Genomic DNA, 18,763 nt, shown 5'->3' on the forward strand with positions numbered 1-18,763 from the left:
ATTGCAAGCTTGCAAGATTATTATGGCTCGCTTACAACTACTTATTCCTGAAATTCAACATTCGAACACTGGAGGTTTTTACCAATGAGCAAAGGTTTATCCCTATGGTTCGCCGTTTCATCCATTGTCCTGCTGACCGCAGCCGCTATATCCATCAGTTATTCCGCATGGCTTGCCATTCTACTGGGGCTATTATCTGTCGGCAATATCGGCTGGGGTTTCGTGGTCAAAGCCCGACAACGCCGCTCCTAAGCCAATCCTATAGGGCCTAATCTATTTTGCCAGCAATATGCTTTAGCGTAGACGTGGCAGAAAGCCCATGCGCTCTTTGACCGCAGACAACGTGACTTCAGCCGCTTCTTGTGCGCGCTCTGCGGATTGGGCCAAAATACGTCCAATCTCACCGGATTCCCGGATGTCGCGATAGCGCTGCTGAATCGGTTCAAGCATAGCTACAACGGTCTCTGCCAGTTCTTTTTTAAATGTTCCGTACATTTGACCTTCATAGCGATCCTGCACTTCTTGGAGCGACAAACCGGAACACTGGCTGTAGATGCCCATCAGATTACTAATTTCTGGTTTATTGGCCGGATCATATCTAACCTCACTACCAGAATCGGTCGTAGCGCGGCTAATTTTCTTGCGTATGACTTTCGGTTCGTCCAGCAGGGCAATAAAGCTGCCTGCATTCGGATTGCTCTTACTCATTTTTTTAGATACATCATCCAGGGACATAATTCTCGCCCCTACTTCAGGGATATACGGTTCGGGAACAGTAAAATAATCTCCGTAACGGTGATTAAAGCGACCCGCCAAATCGCGTGTCAGCTCCAGATGCTGTTTCTGATCGTCGCCTACCGGAACGAGATCCGCGTTGTAGAGCAAAATGTCAGCTGCCATCAACGATGGATATACGAACAGCCCTGCTCCTACGGAGTCCTTGCCTGCCGCTTTGTCCTTAAACTGAGTCATACGTTCCAGCTCGCCCATATTCGTCAGTGTTGTCATCAACCATCCCAGCTCAGCGTGCTGAGGAACATGGGATTGTAAAAAGACATTGGATTTCTCCGGGTTAATACCTGCTGCGATAAATAATGCCGCTACCGCCTCCGACTGCTCACGTAATTGGGCCGGTTCCTGCGGTACGGTAATTGCATGAAGGTCTACGACCATAAAGTAGCATTGATGATCCTCTTGCAATTTGACAAAGTTTTTCATTGCACCAATGTAATTGCCCAAAGTAAGTTGTCCGCTAGGCTGAATACCTGAAAGTACAGTTTTCATATTCTTCCTCCTCAGTTTATTTCAAAATTAGAACGCAAAAAGGCCCCGCATCCTCAAGGGACGCGAGACCGTGGTACCACCCTTATTCATTGCCGTCAGCCTATTACTTGTCGGAGCTATGCTCCGTGGCTGCCTGCAATCTTAAAGCTCCGTTAACGGGGAGCAATCGGCCGCCATACTGAGGACAGTAGAATCCTGTTCTGTGCGGCACTCCAAGGTCCATTCAGCAGTGCAGGCTCACCGGTTCCCATCCACCACCGGCTTTCTGAAGAGCTTATGCGAAAGCTTACTTGTCCTCATCATCGTGTTATCCATGTCATTACTTTCTAAACTACATTAATGATAATTCCGCATAATGTTATTGTCAAATGACGATTGTGCCCTACGATCAAAAATCTGTTATCATAATGACACGAAGCTTCAACCGATTATAGTGGACAAAGGAGCATGGATATGAAACAAGTGACCAAAGAACACTGGAACGGTTACGACACGTATGTTTTACATAGTGGTGAACTGGAAGTTACGATGATCCCTCGCCTCGGGAATAATATTATCTCAGTGCGTGATCTGAAGCTCGACCGGGATATCGTACGTCGGCCTGGTGAGGAAGAATTGGCTTTCTATTTACAAAAGCCTTATCATTTTGGCTTGCCCATTTTGATTCCTCCAGGCCGAATTCGCAAGGGACAATTTGAGTTTGACGGTGTTCCTTATCAGTTCGACCGAAATACAGCCAATGACAATCATATACACGGTCTGCATCGTAATCAGTCCTGGCGCTGCAGTGATATTGAAGAGGATGAAGAAGGTTGCAGTGTTACTACTGAGCTTTTGACAGAAAGTGATCCGCACTGGATGGAACAATTCCCCATTCCTTTACGTTTGGAGATGACGTATCGCTTGCAGGGTGCTGTATTAAGTCAAACGCTGCGCGTAACGAATTTAGGTGAAAAAGCAGCCCCATTTGGCTTGGGATATCACACTTGGTTTATGGTGGACGGAGAACCTGAGCGCTGGCGCCTAAAGCTGCCTGTGAACGGCGTATATGAGCAGGATGCTGAACAGCTACCTACAGGTATCATTACTTCGTTAGATGACTTGGAGCAGCTCTCTTCGGGTCTTTCTTTGAAAGGAACAAATCTAGATACTTTGCTGCGGGCAACGGAAGGCCCTGCTGAAGCTCTTTTGACCCGTGACGACGGTTATCAAATCCGCTACACAGCAGATGAGCAATACTATAAGTATTGGGTTTTATATACCAAAGGTGAATGCGACCAGTATCTTTGCATTGAGCCTTATACATGGCTGCCTGATGCACCCAATTCACCTGATCCTGTCGGGGAAGCCGGGTTGATCCGTCTGGAGCCTCAGCAATCCATCGACCTCAAAACTCAGATTCATATCATATATCCGTAATTTTCCTCTAGTCACTTTTCTTCCTTCGGCGCATATTTTCATAACTCTGTCGCATACTAACCTCATCACAGCCGAAGGAGGTGACTACACATGAATGAAGCTAATCAAGGCAGAAGCCGTCGCAGTAACAACCTAGTTGTTCCTCAAGCCAACAACGCATTGCAACAATTGAAATATGAAGCTGCACAAGAGCTGGGCATCACCATTCCGGCAGATGGTTACTACGGTGACATGCCATCCCGTGAAGCTGGTTCTCTGGGAGGCTATATCACTAAACGCTTGGTACAGCTGGCCGAACAGCAATTATCAGGTCGTTCAGGTCAATAAGCGTCATTATTCCGCGTGAGCATTCCGTTCATCGTAATTTACCAAAATGCGTTATAACGGGCATATAACAAAGGCGGTCTTCCCTAGGAAGGCCGCCTTTTCTTTACTCTTTTTTATCAGGATTTTGCAAAATTCGATTCCAGTCGCTCCGAAGTGCAAGATATAGACGAACTAACCATTTCGATCTATATCTTGTTCATTGGAAGTCGCTTATGGGATATTTGCAAAATTCTCATATAAATGTTTATTCCGAATTAGCCGCTCGGTATGTAGGCTTGTTGTAGCGGATCATGAGATTCGCCATGTTGTAGTTGGACTCCAGTGTTGCATCTACCAAAATCGTTCCTTGTCTGATGGCAAAATCGAAAGCAATCTCACCATGAGTCCAGCTACGCTTATGATTTAGCGTTTCTAGGGCCATACGCCGAAAATCCTCCCGATGCTTTACTGATAACCCCGGTTCTACTGCTGCAAATGTGCCACCTTTACCTGCAAGCGGATTATGACGAATCCCAAATTTCCCAACTACATTGTTACGTATTTGTACAAATACGATACCTGACGACAAACCCGCCAGTTCATTATCCAGTTCTTTTAAAACGATATCCATCTGCCTTGCCAACGACAATTGACCTACTTCATCCATTACAAAAACCCTCCTATATACCTTATCCAAAAATATTTAATAGGTCTTACGGCTCAATTATATGCGAAGATTTTTAACCTTACAATCAAAACCAACATAATTGGGTATTTATAACTATTTTCTAAGTATATCCATCATTTTAAATTTCGCCAACAGGTAATGTTAATTACACTTCGACATTTTGCGACTTTATTCATCATCTTCTGCAAAAATTACAAAAAAGGCCTCCCTCGTGGGAGACCTCTAAAGTGTAAATCCGTTATTTTGTCATTTGTAAAAATTGCTCAATATCCTGAACAGTAACTTGCGCAGCATTACGCCAGAAGTCAGCCTGTGTTAAATCGGTACCTAAGTGCTTGGAAGCCAATTCTTCGACTGTCATGCGACCTGTATCACGCAGCAAGGCATCATATTGGTCGGCGAAGCCGTCAGGATTTTCCTTCGCAAAAGCGTAAATTCCTGCACTGAACATATACCCGAATGTGTACGGGAAGTTGTAGAAAGGAGTATTCGTAATATAGAAATGCAGCTTGGATGCCCAAAAATGAGGATGAGCCTCATCCAGGACACCACTAAACGCTTCACGCTGCGCTTGTTCCATCAACTCGCTTAATTGTTGTGCTCCTACGACTCCTTTTTTCCGCAGCTCGTAAAAACGGGTTTCAAACAGGAAACGGGCATGAATGTTCATAAAGAAGGCTACACCACGCTGAATTTTATCCTCCAGCAAAGCCACCTTCTCCTGACCCTCGGCAGCTTCCAGCAACGCATCTGATACAATTAGTTCTGCCAGCGTCGATGCCGTCTCAGCTACGTTCATGGCATAATTTTGATTCAATGGGTGCAATTCATTCATCACATGCTGATGATAACCGTGTCCGAGCTCATGGGCCAGTGTCGAAACATTGGATGGTGATCCGGCATAGGTCATAAAAATACGGGTCTCTTTGCTCAGACGCAGAGATGTACAGAAACCACCCGGACGTTTGCCTGGACGATCTTCTGCTTCGATCCAGCTTTTCTCAAAAGCCATTTGGGCAAAGTCAGCCATTCTCGAGCTAAATTTACCAAATTGCTCAACAATCGTTACAGCAGCATCGTCGTAAGGGATTTTAGTGGTTGACGTCCCCAGCGGAGCTTCAACGTCATGCCAGGACAGCTTCTCTAAGCCCAGCAGTTTTGCTTTCCGCTCCAAGTATTTGACTACAATAGGCTTTGTTTCATTAATAACCTGCCACATCGTATCCAGCGTTTGTGCAGACATACGGCTGATTTCCAGCGGTTCCTTAAGCACATCTGTCCAGCCTCGTTTTTCATATAGCTTCAGACGGAAGCCTGCCAAATGATTCAATGTATCCGCGCAATAGTCCTCTACCTGAGTCCATGCCTCTTCCCAACGTGCAAACACGTCTTTACGTACGCTGCGATCTGCTTCATCCAGCTTATTAGCTGCCTGACCTACAGACAGGTTTACGATCTCGCCATTTTCTGGCACAGGGATCGTCATATTTTTGACAATGGTATCATAAAAGTCGCCCCAGCCATGGTAGCCATCCACTGCCAGATCCAATGCAAGGCTTTCCAGCTCAGGAGCCATTTTTTCACGTGCTTCGTTCCGATATTCGGTCAGGACAAAAGAAATCGGCTGGATAGCTTCGCGCTCCATCCATTTCTGCCAAATGTCTTCACTGGTTTGTGCCAGCAAGTTCTGGAAAGATACTAAAGCACTTTTTCCTTGGGCATATAGCGTATTGACACGCGCCCCCAGTTGAACAGCCAGCTTGTCGTGCTGGTTTTGAGCAGTTAGACAAGAGACAAAGGAACCCGCCTGCGACGCACCATTAAACAGCTCCTGTATGCTATTCAGTACACTATCCAGACGCTCGGTATCCAATACCGTTTGTGGTACTTTGGCTGCTTTAAGCTGAGCTTGCAGTTGTTGGACCTTGCTTTCCATTTCTTCCAAAAATGCAAGAAATGAGGCAGAGGAAGATCCTCCGCTAAAAATAGATTCCAGATCCCATGTTTGCTTTAACGGTGTTTTCATAATAGTTCCACCTTTCTTTTTTGGCGAATTCTTGTGGTTTCATATACAATAAAGCTACATCGTGATAGTAAATCACTACAATTGGGAGGAAAACAGGATGAGACCCTTACAAATTTCGCCGGAAACGGCTGTGAAATTATCCGAAAAGCTCGGCATTCCGCTGGAACACCTTATGCATACACCCCAGCACATTTTGATGCAAAAGCTAGCCGAACTGGCTAAAGAAGAAACCGCTGACCCGAACGGCGGAGAATCGGACAAATCATGATCCCTTTTCATAAAACCTGGCCTTATGACATCGTCATGGGAGACGTTTATGTACAGTCTTGTCCGTTTTGCGACCATGATAATGTTTTGCTGCCCCTGAAGCCAAAAGAACTTAAGCTCATACACGAAGGTATGAAAAAGCTGCTTGTGTTTCCATGCTGCCATAACAAGGTTACTTTAGTGGATTGTGATGACGATTATTTGCTGTCAGATACCACATTGCGTCATCATTAATTCATGAGGCAGTTGTAAGATAAGATAACCCGTTTTACAAACAAGGTGTGAACCATGAGCCTAAATCGGCCATAGTGCACACCTTTATTTCTTCAGGAGGAGCTTGCGTCTTGCATTTCCTCCGGCAGTTGGTAATTTTTAGCCAGCATTTGTTCTCGCAGTACAGACCACTGTTCACGGGAAGCCCGGATCATGGCTGCATCCATAATCTTTTTGTCATTAATGACACGCGAAAACCAGCGTACCGCTTCGTTAAAGTTGCCTGTACGTCGATGCAATTCACCAATCAGATAAAGCAGTTTGGCATTATTCGCCCCGACACCCTCCAGCTCATAGACCCGAACATAAGAATCCAGGCTAAATTTGAGAAAGCGAAGTTCCTGCTCCTCATTTCCCTGGTATCTGTACATCCAAGCGATATGCTGTAATAGACTAGCTACTACGCGTTCCTTTTCTCCGATGACCTGGGCACATAGTAAACCCAGTTTATACGTTTCTAATGCCTCTTCCCAGCTACGATGCCCGCTATATTCGCGAGACTGCCAGCGATTACCGATTTTATCCTTGAATATCTTGGTTTGCTGTTCGCTTAACTGAACGGTAGAGTGCTCTGTCGAGGTAAATCCACAATGAGGACAGACCCTTACGACATAAAAATCCGGATTTTCATTCTTATAATAAGCACAAAAATCTGAATCCGTACGAATGGCCTTCTTTAGGCTTGGTCTTACACGGGATGTCTGAAATTCTTCTTCGCAATGTGGGCAAATGATTTTGATCTGATATAACGGTTCAAGTTCCAATGTTTTTACAACCCTCTCCAAAATTCGGCAATCCCCGAAAGCTTACGGGGTATTTACAAAATGATGCGCAGGACCAGACAAACGGTTAAGTATGATTGAACGAAGCGGCTCCTCAATGCCCGTATCCGTTAACGCACCTGCCATACAAGACAACCATGCCTCTGCTCGCTCCTCCGTTACGGGAAACTTCATATGTCTGGCACGTAACATCGGATGACCATATGCATCAGAAAAAAGGGACGGTCCTCCAAAAAACTGGCTCAGGAACATATACTGCTTTTCCTTAACCGGTTCCATGTCTTTAGGAAACAGGGGACTTAACAACGGATCTTTATAAACTCTCGGGTAGAAGGCCTCAATAATAGCACGAACACCTTCCGCACCCCCAAGGTTGTCATAAATGCTCAGGCTAGGGTTCACTTTTCCTCCAACTTTCTGTGCTATGGTAATAAATATACACCCGTATTATAACAAAAAACAAAAAATGACGCTAAAAATAAGCGTCATTTTATCAATTTAACATATGAAGAGGGTGTGCTTCGTTGCACACAGCTTCGTCATTCTATAAATACCACTAATAACTCCGCCAATCCTCTTCACCGGGATGGACGAGAGAGGCACGAATAACATACACAAAAGCACATACGAACAGACCGGCAACGATACTCATCCTGATCACTCCATCCTTAAGGTTATGGATCGTTGTTTTCCTATTTTAACATACTATTTACAAAAATACAGCAATAAATGTAACCGTTTTCTTTGATTTTTTTGTACTCTTTGTCCATCCCCGACATAGGTATATTAGTACAACACCAAAGGAGGGGCCTCTATGTCGCTATACCGTCGTTACTCGCTTCCTCTGCTCATCCTTACACTGCTATTCCTGTTTATGCTTATGGCTGTATACCCGCAATCTTCTCTGAATGCCGGGCTTCGGGGGCTTGCCATCTGGTGGGACGTGCTGTTTCCGTCTTTATTCCCGTTTTTCGTTATTTCCGAGCTTCTCCTCGGTTTCGGAATTGTTCATTTCATAGGTGCGCTGTTGGATCCGCTGATGCAGCCTCTATTCCGTGTACCTGGCTGTGGGGGTTTTGTCGCTGCGGTCAGCTGTGCATCCGGTTACCCGATTGGAGCTAAACTAACAGCCAAGCTGTGGGAGCAAAAATGGATCACACGCATTGAAGGAGAGCGTTTGGTCGCGTTTACCACTTCCTCTGATCCGATATTTTTGATCGGTGCGGTTTCCGTTGGCTTCTTCCATCAACCAGAAATTGCACTCGTACTAGGCGCGGCCCATTATGGTGGCGTGCTCATCATAGGGCTGCTTATGCGCTTCCACGGTTCCCGTTCAGGAGAAACAGATACTCGCAGCGACCGCCCTCAACCTACTCAAAAAGCCTGGTCGAAGTCCAAGAATACAAAAGCAGCAGATCGCAATAGGCAGCCTGGACCCCTACGCCAAGCATTATATGCCATGCATACAGCTCGTTTGGAAGATGGTCGCCCATTGGGTGAGTTACTTCGTCAGGCGATTACTTCCTCCCTACGCCTTATTATTGTCGTAGGAGGGCTAGTTGTATTCTTCTGCGTCATTTTAGAAGCTTTGACGAACTCCGGTTTAATGAGCGGGCTTCATCTGCTTACGGCAAGCCTATTGACTGCATGTGGTCTTCCTCCTACGTTAACGGAGTCCATTGTGGGTGGTATTTTCGAAGTCACTTTAGGAGCGCAAGCCGCAGGTAAAGCCACGGCAGCGGCGTTACCATTCAAGGTAGCCGCAGCCGCTTTTGTTCTCTCCTGGGGCGGGCTGTCGGTTCATGCACAGGTTGCAAGTATTTTAAATATGACGGATCTTCGTTATTTGCCATTTTTGTTGGCCCGGGCTGCGCACGGCATCATCTCAGCACTGCTAGCTCTCGTGTTATGGCGGCCTCTTATGGGACAGGGAAGCTCTCCAGTCTTTTCTCCGATATACGACATCGCGTGGTCTCCTGGCTTCTCGTCCGTCATGTTGTTGCAAAGTCTGCTGTTTCTTGCCTTTATACTGGCTGGAATGCTTAGTCTCTCATGGTTGAGTGTGGGTACAAGTCGCTTATATGTACGTTTGAGAAGAACACACAGGCAATGAACGATTGTGTTCTTGCTCATAATTGATTATGATCGATATATACCCATGACAAAGGAGCTTTTCATCTTGAGATATTATGTTCTGGATCGCGGGGATCAGCACTCCATGGACTTGAGTCAGCAATTTCACCGTCTTGCCCAAGAAAAGAATTTCAAGCTGGATGCCGAATCGCCGGAAATCGTCGTGTCTATTGGAGGCGATGGTACGATGCTTCATGCGTTTCATACCTTCATCGACCGCATTCCGGATATTGCCTTTGTTGGTGTACATACCGGTCATCTAGGCTTTTACGCTGATTGGCGTGCGGACGAGCTGGAGGAGCTAATCCACCTGATGAGCCAAAGCGGATCTGAAGGACCGCTTAACCCGAGAATCGTTAAGTATCCACTGATTGAGTTGGAAATTCACAAGAAGTCAGGCAATGCTTCTTTTATTGCCTTGAATGAATTTACATTAAAAGGGGTGGATGGCACTGTCGTTGCCCAAGTAGATATTAACGATATCACCTTTGAAATGTTTCGCGGTGATGGTATATGTGTTTCTACCCCCTCAGGAACGACCGCCTATAATAAAGCACTTGGCGGAGCTATGGTTCATCCCACCATTGAAGCATTGCAATTGACTGAGATCGCTTCCATTAATAACCGTGTGTATCGGACACTGGGATCGCCATTGCTACTGCCCAAACACCATCATTGTGATATTTTTTCACGGAAAGATCAGCGTCTCTTATTGACAGTAGATCACCTCAACTTTCCTGTGGATGACTTAATCTCTGTTCGATGTCAGGTCGCAAGTCAGAAGATCAGCTTCGCTCGTTACCGTCCTTTCCCATTTTGGGATCGAGTACGCAACGCTTTTCTCAATTAGAACCTATAAAAGAGCCGAATCTGGCTCTTTTTTTAATTGAGTAGGTGATGCTAACCCCAATGAGTTTTTGTAGATTTGCTACCGTTATACCGTCCACACTGGTCATACCCCTTAGAAAAGAGTAACGGCAGAATAGATAAGTAACAGACACATGATTGTATTAATGATTTTATCGTATTTTGTAAATATCTTTTTAAAAGCTGAACCAAATATCGCCCACAGTAATAATGCCGCGCAACCTATGAGGATGGTTAGACATATTAAAAAGAGCATAGATCCTTTTGAATTCTGATATGGAAGTATGAAGCTGGACGTCGCTGTTAAAAAATATAAGATACTTTTTATATTGATAATTTGAAAAAACAAACCTGAAGAAAAGGAAAACTGGCGATACATATCCTGATCATTACTTTTCTTAGGCAAAGCAATTTTCCATGCCAGATACAATAAATATGCCGCACCAACAACTTTAAAGTAAGGTTCTACTATAGGTAACCACTCATATAGTCGTGCAGTTAACAAGGATGTCACGACACCAAGAATAATAAATCCGGAAATAATTCCAATGAAGAAATGGATCGATCCTTTGAATCCAAATCTTCTTGCTTCATTCATCACCAACATATTACTGGGTCCCGGAGTAAAAGATGTAATAATGACATAGGAAAGGAATGCTGCAAAAATCATTTAGTTAATCTCTCCTCAGAATAAAAGATAGTTGAATAAGTTCCGTTATTCATTGTAATATAGGCCTATCTATCGGTAAAATTGAAATACATGAATTAATTCATTGATTTTTATGATGTCAATAGCAATAGGGATAACTATTCGATTAAAGTGGGTGAGTTATGGAAATACGTCATTTTGTCACATTCAAAAAAGTCATTGAATGGGGAAGTTTCACACAGGCAGCAGAATTTTTAGGTTACACTCAATCTACAGTGACTTCTCATATTCAGGCACTAGAAAAACATATTGGTGCCCCCCTGTTTGATCGAATGGGTCGAAAGGTAAAGTTGACGGATGTTGGGAAAAGGTTGCTGGGGTATACAGAAGAAATTTTAAGTACTTATAGCAAGATTGAAAACATTGCAAACGATGAGAAGGCTGTGCGAGGAGAGTTGAAAATAGCGGCTCCTGAGTCTTTAACGGTCTATCGCTTAGAACCTATACTAAGTGAATATAGGAAAAAATATCCTCACGTGAGTATTAAACTTAGTAATGCTACCTGTGGAAATAATCAAAAAGCGCTACTAAATGGGAGTGCGGATGTCTCGTTTGTCATGTTGCCGGAATTACGTGATTCTAATTTAACTGTCCATTTATTAAATAAAGAGCCTATTGTCGTTGTAGGAAGCCCTGACTCTACGATGAATGTTTTAAATAAAAAGCTTACTGAGGCCTTGATTTCCAATGGGAAAGATTGTATTTACCGTACAATGTTTGAAAAATACTTAGAAGAGCGTGAAATTACTTCTTCTCAAATTATGGAGCTATGGAGTATTGAAGCGATCAAACAATGTGTAATGAGTGGGCTAGGTATTACTTGTTTACCTTTCATGACAGTTATAGAGGAACTTCATCAAGAAAAGTTAAAGATCATTCCCTGTGAGGGTGGCTTTCAAGAAATTTTCTCTCAAGTGGCTTATCACAAAAATAAGTGGATTTCTCCAGCCTTATCGGAATTCATTGCTATTACTTTAAAACATGCAAAAAGTTGGTCATAAGCCCTTGGCGACTTCGGAGGTACTTACACAACAAAACGGCCCCTGAAAATTCAGGAACCGTTTTGTTGTGGAGCTGTAAATGTTTTATTCTTTTTACTACCCTCAGCTCTTTCGGCTTTAGCAGCTGGCTGGGTCTGACGCTGGCCCTCAGGTTCACGAGAGACACGAACTTGCCGTCCCTCCCGATTTTCCTTTGATTGACGCTCATAGCGTGGTCCACGCGATTCCTTTTTATCGAAACTCCCTTGCTGATTGCGCTGTCTACGTGGTTCCCGGGCTTGCTGCCCTTCACCCGGATTGCGTCCATCCTTTGCTTCACGTGGTTCTCTTGGCTGGCGCGAATCGCGTGCTTCACGTGGCTCACGCTGCCGATTTCCTTCACGTCCTTCTCTGGATGGACGACTTTCGCGAGCTTCACGCGGCTGTCGCTCACGTACTTCCTGGGCATCCTTCGATTCCCGACGTTGCAACTCGCGTGGTTCCCGGGATTCTCGAGGCTGCTCCACTCGCGATTCCTCCGTAGCTGTGGAATCCTGCTGTGATTGCGGCCACTCCTGTTCTCCAGCTGTATGTTGCAATACTTCTTGCTGCTCTTCGGGTTCTAGCGTTCCTGCTTGTTCCCTTTGAGCATCTACCAACTGCTGAATATCTGGAGCAATGATTTCATCATTGACCCCGTTTTTATTAACCACTTCACGACTTTTTTGCAACACAAAATAGGCACAGCCAAAATTGCAGTATTCATTAATGTAATCGTCCAGTATCACTATAGATGTATCCTTATTTGCTTTGGGATGACCGTCTCGATAAAAGCCCTTCAGACGTAGCTGATTGTAACCCCAATCACCAATAATGTAATCATAGCGATCCAGCACTTCACTATACCGATCACGAAACGCTTCGGGATTCCACCCGTTCTTGTGATCCTGCAACAATTCATAGTTTTTACCACCGATTTGAAACAAGCTATTCTGACCGCCTTTCCCGGATCAAGCCTGCGAAAGGGCGCCTTCTTCCTTATGCTGAGCGGCTGACTTCACCTGCTCATGCGCTTGGTAGGAGCTGCGGACCAACGGTCCGGATTCGACGTGGCTGAATCCCCGCTGTAATCCCTCTTCCTTTAACTTCGCAAAATCTTCCGGTGGATAATATTTTTGCACATATAAATGTTTCTCGGACGGCTGCAAATATTGACCAATTGTCATAATGTCACAATCGACTTTGCGCAGATCATCCATGGTTTGTAAGATCTCGTCCCACTCTTCCCCGACACCTAGCATGATGCTTGATTTCGTTGGAATAGCCGGATTTAATTGCTTCGCACGTTGAAGCAGCTCCAGAGAGCGACGGTATTTCGCTTTAGCCCGAACTTTGTCGGACATTCGCTCCACCGTTTCAATATTATGATTCAGAATATCTGGCTTGGCATCCATGACGATTCGTAGCGATTCAATATCGCCCATAAAATCGGGAATCAATACTTCTACACTGCAAAAAGGTAACCGGCGGCGAATCGCACGAACCGTTTCTGCAAATATAGTAGCACCCCCATCTTTCAAATCGTCGCGAGCCACACTGGTTACGACACAGTGCTTCAAATTCATGTTTTCAGCCGCTTCAGCGACGCGTTCAGGCTCCTGCAAGTCCAGTTCCGTAGGCATTCCCGTATTTACTGCGCAAAAACGACACGCACGCGTACAAGTATCACCCAAAATCATAAATGTAGCTGTCCTATTGGCCCAGCATTCATATATATTAGGGCATCGTGCCTCCTCACATACGGTATGTAATGTCTTGGAACGCATCATGCTCTTGATTTCCTGATAGTTATCGCCTGTCGTAAGTTTAATACGAATCCAGTCGGGCTTAGCTTCCTTCACTTTTCTAGACAATGGCATAGACCTTCTTTCTGATAAGCTTAAGCTGTCATTGCCATACATTATAACATGAAAGCCATGGAAAAACCTCCATTCATTGTTCCCTTTTTGATATGACATTGATGCCGGAAAAAGTAAACTCTTTACATGGATAAAAGCGGCGGATATGGCTCAATCTAAACAAAAGCACCCTATTCACGCTATTGAATACGGGGCCTAGAATTTACCGGGCGATTAAGCCCTTCTATAGGAGGTCGGTTCACGTGCCTTACCCTACGCGGACAGCCCGAGCTGTTCGTTTGTTATCGCTGCTGTTATGCGCTACTACACTGACAACGGCCTGTCCGCTTCCTGCCCATGCCTTTGCCAATCACTTACAGTCCTCGTCCGCCAGAAGCAGCCTGACCGCAAATGTAGATGCTTCACATGCTCAGTCTTCGTCATATACGTCCAGGCTGGCTCTATATCATTCCATCGAAGCCCTGACTGGAGTTCCTTGGTACAGGCTGGCCGCCATCGACCAGTATGAACGCACACTTACAGTGGCCCATCCCAGGGATCGCAAGCATGCGGAACGGATCATAGGTATTTTCATCACGGGACCAGTCTGGTCCGGCCTGATGAACCCTGATTCGGAGGATCAAAATCCGCGTTCCATTGAACTATTTTCCGGGCTGGGACAAGACGGTTCGGGTGATGGAATCGCTGACCGTAATAATGACAAGGATCTGCTATTCAGCATCGCATCTTATCTCGGAAAGTATGGAAACAACGAGGATGAATTTGGTATTGCCGTTTGGGAATATTACCATAACAGCCGCGCAGTTCAAAGAGTTCAGCAGTTTGCCAAGCTGTATCGGACGTATGGCAAGCTGGATCTGGTCAGTCAAGCCTTCCCTCTTCCTTTAGGCAGCATTTATAGCTACCGCAGCACATGGGGAAGCCGTCGCAGCTGGGGCGGTTACCGTATACATGAAGGAACTGATCTGTTTGCTGGCTATGGAGTTCCAGTTCGCAGTACCTGCTACGGTGTAGTTGAAATGAAGGGCTGGAATCCCTTCGGCGGATGGCGAATCGGAATCCGAGATCTCAACAACCGCTATCACTACTATGCGCATCTTTCCGGCTTTGACAAAACCGTCCACAACGGAGACATCGTTACACCCGGCCAGACGGTTGGCTGGGTCGGAAGCTCGGGCTATGGAAAACCCGGTACCCAAGGCAAGTTTCCACCGCATCTGCACTATGGTATATATCGGGACAATGGCTGGGCAGATTGGTCCTTTGACCCGTATCCGTTATTAAGACAGTGGGAGCAGACCGAACGCAAAGCGCTCAAAACAGGAAAAACAAAAGGGACCTCCTCATAGGGTCCCTTTTGTTTTTCCGGGGCAACTCACGTCACTCCCCTCCGCTCTATGGCGTTGGGGACTGGCTAGAGGTGTTTTGGTTTTCCTGTACCTCTGGAACACTTACTGTGCTGGGATCTACAGCGCCGCTACTCTCTATGGAATGGGGAGGCAACGCCAACTGCGGAGCAGCTGCACCATTTTTACCCACTGGTTTCCCCTGATTGTCATAGTAGTACATCGGAACGTTGCCTACCACTAATAAATAAGAAACCGGAATTTCCGTCTCCACAATCTGAGGTTGCATCTCAAACGGTATAACCACGGACACTTCCGTCGTAATCCGAATGTACACTTCCACCAAGATCATGTTTATGCCCGCATCCTGTTGACGGGTATTTAAATCCACCTTGATTGCTCCATGCGGCTCCACCTTTAGGGGGACCGTTGGTCCATAAGCTGCCAACAGTGGACTGCCCAATGCCTGACCAATCGGAACACTCTCATCAAAATGGCTCATGCTGTCCATCGTTGCCTTGACTGCTTTGAGCGTGTCTGACGTAATTCTCATATGCTCTGCATAATTCAGAACAAAGCCGGAGGTTCTTCCTTGTGCATCCGTTCTCCATTCGATCAAATTATCAGCCGTCTTCCCCTGCTCTACCTGTGCTGTAATTGCTGAATTAATAGCCTCCGTCGCCATTTGTTTGACCCGTACTTTTGCCAGGTGCATCATAGGCGGCTTCAAATGCTGCTCCACATAAGCAGCCACCTGTATGATTCCCACCAGCAGCGCCAGTACCACAATCAAAAATACTCTACGTCTGCCGCGTCGCCTTCTATTGGGTGCGCTGTGCCATTGCGGTCTTCTCATCATCCGATCCCCCCGCAGCGTTGAACTTACCCTACAAGGATATGCAAGGGAGGGACGAAAAAGAAGCCGCCCGTCCGGCAGCTTCTCTAGATGGAATACATATACAATTGCAAATTTCAGGTGCACTTATTATTTGAAAATGTGGTCAATCTTTTCGATATCAGCCTGACTCAATTGGACATTTAGCGTCTTCAGATTCGCCAGCACCTGCTCCGGCCCCTTCGCCCCTGGAATGAGGGCATCAATCGAATCGCGGGTCAAATACCATGCGAGCACAACATGAGCAACCTCTGCATTCAACGCATTGGCAATCTCCCTTACCTGCTCCACTTTGTCCAAATTACGAGCAAATGCATCTCCCTGAAACAGTGGATTTTTTGCTCTGATGTCCGTGAAGGTCATGTCTTTCGTATACTTACCACCCAGCAATCCTGAGGCTAGCGGGAAATAAGGCACAAACGAAATGCCATTTTCCTTGGTATAAGGCAGCAGATCCTTCTCAGCTTCCCGTTGAAACAAATTATATTGGGATTGGAGCACATCTACATAACCGTCGCTATTCGCATCCTTAAGTTGTTCAATGGAAAAGTTAGATACGCCAATAGCCTTGATTTTGCCTTCGTCCTTAAGCTTCTTCAGTTCTCCGACCGCTTCTGCCTTCGGCGTTGCTTCGTCCGGGAAATGGATATAAAACAGATCGATATAATCGGTCTGCAATCTTTTCAGGCTGGATTCAACGGATTCACGTAAAAAAGCAGGCGAGTTGTCAAAAACGACCTCTCCGTTCACAAATTTGTGTGCACCCTTCGTGGCAATAACAGCTTTATCACGCTGACCACGCTCTTTCAGCACCTCACCGATCAACCGTTCCGAGTGCTCAGGTCCATAAATAAAAGCCGTATCCAGAAAATTGATGCCGTTGTCCAAAGCTGTGCGAACAACTTCTTTACCCGTTTCATCATTCAAACCGGAAAAGAGATTATGTCCTCCCACCTTATTTGCACCCAAACCGATTGGTTTTACATATAGATCTGTTTTGCCAATACGCACTTGCTCTGCCAATTCACGTCATCTCCTTTTCGAAAGTTACTTCCATTTTAATATTAAATTCCAAAAAAATCAAAGTGCGTACCTGGCAGTTGTTCTCATCCTTTAATCCCCGTCAAGGCAATCCCTTCCATAAAATACTTCTGTCCTATGGCAAACAGAATAATAGCAGGCAAGACTACAATTAAAGATGCGGCCATCAAAACGCCCCATTGAGCCGAATATATTCCCTGAAATTGCTGCAGCCCAATCGCCAACGTAAATTTGCTCTCATCATTAAGGTAAACCAGCGGCCCCATAAAATCATTCCATGTATTCAAAAACGTAAACAATCCAATGACCAAAATCGCCGACCTCGACAAAGGCAAAATAATACGGGTGAAAATCGTAAAATGATTGCCTCCATCCACAAATACAGCTTCATCCAGTTCTCGCGGTAGCGTCATGTAGAATTGTCTTAGCAAAAAAATATTAAAAACGCCTCCACCAAAAAACGAAGGTAATACCAATGGAACGTACGAATTAACCATGCCTAATGCCTGCCAACCAATAAATGACGGAATCAGCGTGACTGCAAACGGCAGCATCATGCTGCTTAATAACAAGGCAAATACCTTATCTCTTCCCTTCCATCTCATTCGCGCAAAGCTATAGGCAGAAATGGTACTCGACAGAAGTACACCCGCCAAAGTACCCGCAACGACGATAAATGTATTCACAAAATAGCGCCCAAAGGATAACTCTTCAAACGGCTGTAAAAAATTCTCGAATACAAAAGGCTCTGGAATCCATTTCGGCGGGATCAAAAAAATCTGACTTAAATCCATCATGGAGCTTCGCACCAGCCAGTAAAAAGGAAACATACAAAACAGTGAGCCCACTATGAGAACTGCGTAGAGCAAAACCCTGCTCCAACTCCAACCGCGTTTTTTCATGTTCATGCCCCCCCGCCTTCGTAATACACCCATTTTCGGGCCGTCTTGAACAGAAAGGCAGTGAATACCAAAACGACAATAAAGAGCACCCAAGCAATAGCACAGGCATAACCCATATTCGAAAAAGTAAATGCCTCGCGGAACAAATAAAAGGTATAAAACAAGCTGGAGTTATTGGGTCCACCCTGAGTCATGACGTAAGGTTGAACAAACACTTGAAACCCACCGATGAAGCCCATAATCGTATTAAAAAAAATAGTGGGCGATGTCAATGGAATTGTAATATACATAAGCTTATGAAGAGCGTTTCCACCGTCAATTTCAATGGCTTCATAATAATGTCTAGGGATATCTTGCAAGCCTGCCAGAAAAATAATCATGGTTCCTCCAACGGTCCACAAACTCATTAAAACCAGAGTAGGAACTACCGACCCTTCGCTATAGATCCACTGACTTTCAGGCAAATGCAGCGCACGCAGCACCACATTTAGCAAGCCAAGATCCGGATCAAACAGCCACATCCAGATCATAGACGATGCTATGAGTGGCACAATGGTAGGGAGATAGAAAACAGTTCTGAAAAAAGCCAGACCTTTTACCTTTTGATTAAGCAATATCGCCAAAAAGAAAGCTACAATAATTTGCAAGGGCACACTCAGGAACACATAATAAAACGTAACCCCGAGTGATTTATAAAAAAATTGATCCGTACCGTCAAATAAGTGAACGTAATTATCCAGACCGATAAAATGGGCCTGTGAAGCAACCTTGTAATCGGTAAGACTGAACCAGAGACTAGCGATCATCGGTCCCAGAACAAAAATGACAAAGCCGAGAATAGCAGGGGCGGCAAAAAGCCACCCCAACCAATTTTCCTTCTTACGAATAGAAGATAATGATTGCATTCTATCCCTCTCTTTCTGTCA

At 45.2% G+C, this 18,763-nt stretch carries 21 protein-coding genes and 1 other annotated feature; of the genes, 9 read left to right on the forward strand and 12 right to left on the reverse strand.

Annotated features, from left to right (window positions below):
* Nucleotides 1–84: 84 nt before the first annotated feature.
* Complete coding sequence (locus tag ACM1ND_RS21910) at nt 85–252, forward strand: hypothetical protein (RefSeq protein ID WP_007431986.1); 168 nt, start codon at nt 85–87, stop codon at nt 250–252.
* 42 nt (nt 253–294) lie between these two features.
* On the opposite strand, the gene trpS is transcribed toward ACM1ND_RS21910, so the two are convergent.
* Nucleotides 295–1,284 carry a tryptophan--tRNA ligase gene (gene trpS / locus ACM1ND_RS21915; protein WP_023990202.1) on the reverse strand — a complete coding sequence of 330 codons (990 nt, stop codon included), beginning with the start codon at nt 1,282–1,284 and terminating at the stop codon, nt 295–297.
* A 53-nt stretch (nt 1,285–1,337) separates the two neighbouring features.
* Nucleotides 1,338–1,596: a binding site (T-box leader), on the reverse strand.
* Between the two features lie 141 nt (nt 1,597–1,737).
* Between trpS and ACM1ND_RS21920 the strand changes: the two genes are divergently transcribed.
* Nucleotides 1,738–2,703, forward strand: coding sequence for an aldose 1-epimerase (locus ACM1ND_RS21920; RefSeq protein ID WP_023990203.1), 966 nt, complete (start codon nt 1,738–1,740; stop codon nt 2,701–2,703).
* 90 nt (nt 2,704–2,793) lie between these two features.
* The gene (locus tag ACM1ND_RS21925) at nt 2,794–3,030 is read left to right on the forward strand and encodes an alpha/beta-type small acid-soluble spore protein (RefSeq protein ID WP_013311861.1); all 237 of its coding nucleotides are present in this window, start codon (nt 2,794–2,796) and stop codon (nt 3,028–3,030) included.
* A gap of 244 nt (nt 3,031–3,274) precedes the next feature.
* Here the strand turns inward: ACM1ND_RS21925 and ACM1ND_RS21930 are convergent, their stop codons facing one another.
* Both ACM1ND_RS21930 and ACM1ND_RS21935 read right to left on the reverse strand, forming a co-directional pair.
* Entirely contained in the window at nt 3,275–3,676 is a 402-nt protein-coding gene (locus tag ACM1ND_RS21930; RefSeq protein WP_023990204.1) for a hypothetical protein, read from the reverse strand.
* 259 nt (nt 3,677–3,935) lie between these two features.
* Nucleotides 3,936–5,723, reverse strand: coding sequence for a M3 family oligoendopeptidase (locus ACM1ND_RS21935; RefSeq protein WP_028541419.1), 1,788 nt, complete (start codon nt 5,721–5,723; stop codon nt 3,936–3,938).
* Nucleotides 5,724–5,820: 97 nt separating this feature from the next.
* Between ACM1ND_RS21935 and ACM1ND_RS21940 the strand changes: the two genes are divergently transcribed.
* On the forward strand, nt 5,821–5,991 hold the full coding sequence (locus ACM1ND_RS21940; protein ID WP_014277894.1) for a YycC family protein: 171 nt from the start codon (nt 5,821–5,823) through the stop codon (nt 5,989–5,991).
* A complete protein-coding gene (locus ACM1ND_RS21945) occupies nt 5,988–6,224 on the forward strand; it encodes a hypothetical protein (protein ID WP_023990206.1) in 237 nt (78 codons plus the stop codon). The genes ACM1ND_RS21940 and ACM1ND_RS21945 overlap by 4 nt, the downstream gene beginning before the upstream one ends.
* A gap of 92 nt (nt 6,225–6,316) precedes the next feature.
* Here ACM1ND_RS21945 and ACM1ND_RS21950 read toward each other — a convergent pair whose 3' ends face one another.
* Both ACM1ND_RS21950 and ACM1ND_RS21955 read right to left on the reverse strand, forming a co-directional pair.
* Nucleotides 6,317–7,027 (reverse strand): DUF2225 domain-containing protein, encoded by a 711-nt coding sequence (locus ACM1ND_RS21950; protein WP_418028044.1) that lies wholly within the window; start codon nt 7,025–7,027, stop codon nt 6,317–6,319.
* Nucleotides 7,028–7,069: 42 nt separating this feature from the next.
* A complete protein-coding gene (locus ACM1ND_RS21955; RefSeq protein WP_023990208.1) occupies nt 7,070–7,447 on the reverse strand; it encodes a globin in 378 nt (125 codons plus the stop codon).
* Between the two features lie 412 nt (nt 7,448–7,859).
* Between ACM1ND_RS21955 and ylbJ the strand changes: the two genes are divergently transcribed.
* Both ylbJ and ACM1ND_RS21965 read left to right on the forward strand, forming a co-directional pair.
* Nucleotides 7,860–9,158 carry a sporulation integral membrane protein YlbJ gene (gene ylbJ, locus ACM1ND_RS21960; RefSeq protein ID WP_418026566.1) on the forward strand — a complete coding sequence of 433 codons (1,299 nt, stop codon included), beginning with the start codon at nt 7,860–7,862 and terminating at the stop codon, nt 9,156–9,158.
* Between the two features lie 66 nt (nt 9,159–9,224).
* Nucleotides 9,225–10,028, forward strand: coding sequence for an NAD kinase (locus ACM1ND_RS21965; RefSeq protein WP_013372943.1), 804 nt, complete (start codon nt 9,225–9,227; stop codon nt 10,026–10,028).
* A 111-nt stretch (nt 10,029–10,139) separates the two neighbouring features.
* Here ACM1ND_RS21965 and ACM1ND_RS21970 read toward each other — a convergent pair whose 3' ends face one another.
* Nucleotides 10,140–10,715 (reverse strand): LysE family transporter, encoded by a 576-nt coding sequence (locus tag ACM1ND_RS21970; RefSeq protein WP_071558282.1) that lies wholly within the window; start codon nt 10,713–10,715, stop codon nt 10,140–10,142.
* A 161-nt stretch (nt 10,716–10,876) separates the two neighbouring features.
* Here ACM1ND_RS21970 and ACM1ND_RS21975 point away from each other — a divergent pair, with 161 nt between their 5' ends.
* Nucleotides 10,877–11,755, forward strand: a complete 879-nt coding sequence (locus ACM1ND_RS21975) for a LysR family transcriptional regulator (RefSeq protein ID WP_053326068.1) — start codon at nt 10,877–10,879, stop codon at nt 11,753–11,755.
* 50 nt (nt 11,756–11,805) lie between these two features.
* On the opposite strand, the gene ACM1ND_RS21980 is transcribed toward ACM1ND_RS21975, so the two are convergent.
* Entirely contained in the window at nt 11,806–12,720 is a 915-nt protein-coding gene (locus ACM1ND_RS21980) for a YutD family protein (protein ID WP_028541418.1), read from the reverse strand.
* A gap of 24 nt (nt 12,721–12,744) precedes the next feature.
* Complete coding sequence (lipA, locus tag ACM1ND_RS21985; RefSeq protein WP_023990211.1) at nt 12,745–13,647, reverse strand: lipoyl synthase; 903 nt, start codon at nt 13,645–13,647, stop codon at nt 12,745–12,747.
* Nucleotides 13,648–13,895: 248 nt separating this feature from the next.
* On the opposite strand from lipA, the gene ACM1ND_RS21990 reads away from it, so the two are divergent.
* Nucleotides 13,896–15,002: a M23 family metallopeptidase gene (locus ACM1ND_RS21990; protein WP_023990212.1), complete on the forward strand. Its 1,107-nt coding sequence runs from the start codon at nt 13,896–13,898 to the stop codon at nt 15,000–15,002.
* 46 nt (nt 15,003–15,048) lie between these two features.
* On the opposite strand, the gene yunB is transcribed toward ACM1ND_RS21990, so the two are convergent.
* From yunB to ACM1ND_RS22010, 4 genes are all read right to left on the reverse strand, one after another.
* The gene (yunB, locus tag ACM1ND_RS21995) at nt 15,049–15,858 is read right to left on the reverse strand and encodes a sporulation protein YunB (RefSeq protein WP_418026567.1); all 810 of its coding nucleotides are present in this window, start codon (nt 15,856–15,858) and stop codon (nt 15,049–15,051) included.
* Nucleotides 15,859–15,984: 126 nt separating this feature from the next.
* Complete coding sequence (locus ACM1ND_RS22000; protein WP_023990214.1) at nt 15,985–16,917, reverse strand: aldo/keto reductase; 933 nt, start codon at nt 16,915–16,917, stop codon at nt 15,985–15,987.
* 83 nt (nt 16,918–17,000) lie between these two features.
* Nucleotides 17,001–17,837: a carbohydrate ABC transporter permease gene (locus ACM1ND_RS22005; protein ID WP_028541414.1), complete on the reverse strand. Its 837-nt coding sequence runs from the start codon at nt 17,835–17,837 to the stop codon at nt 17,001–17,003.
* Between the two features lie 2 nt (nt 17,838–17,839).
* The gene (locus ACM1ND_RS22010; RefSeq protein ID WP_023990216.1) at nt 17,840–18,742 is read right to left on the reverse strand and encodes a carbohydrate ABC transporter permease; all 903 of its coding nucleotides are present in this window, start codon (nt 18,740–18,742) and stop codon (nt 17,840–17,842) included.
* Nucleotides 18,743–18,763 lie beyond the last annotated feature (21 nt).

Origin of the sequence: Paenibacillus sp. JJ1722, from assembly GCF_048282685.1 — a bacterium.
GTDB lineage: Bacteria > Bacillota > Bacilli > Paenibacillales > Paenibacillaceae > Paenibacillus > Paenibacillus polymyxa_B.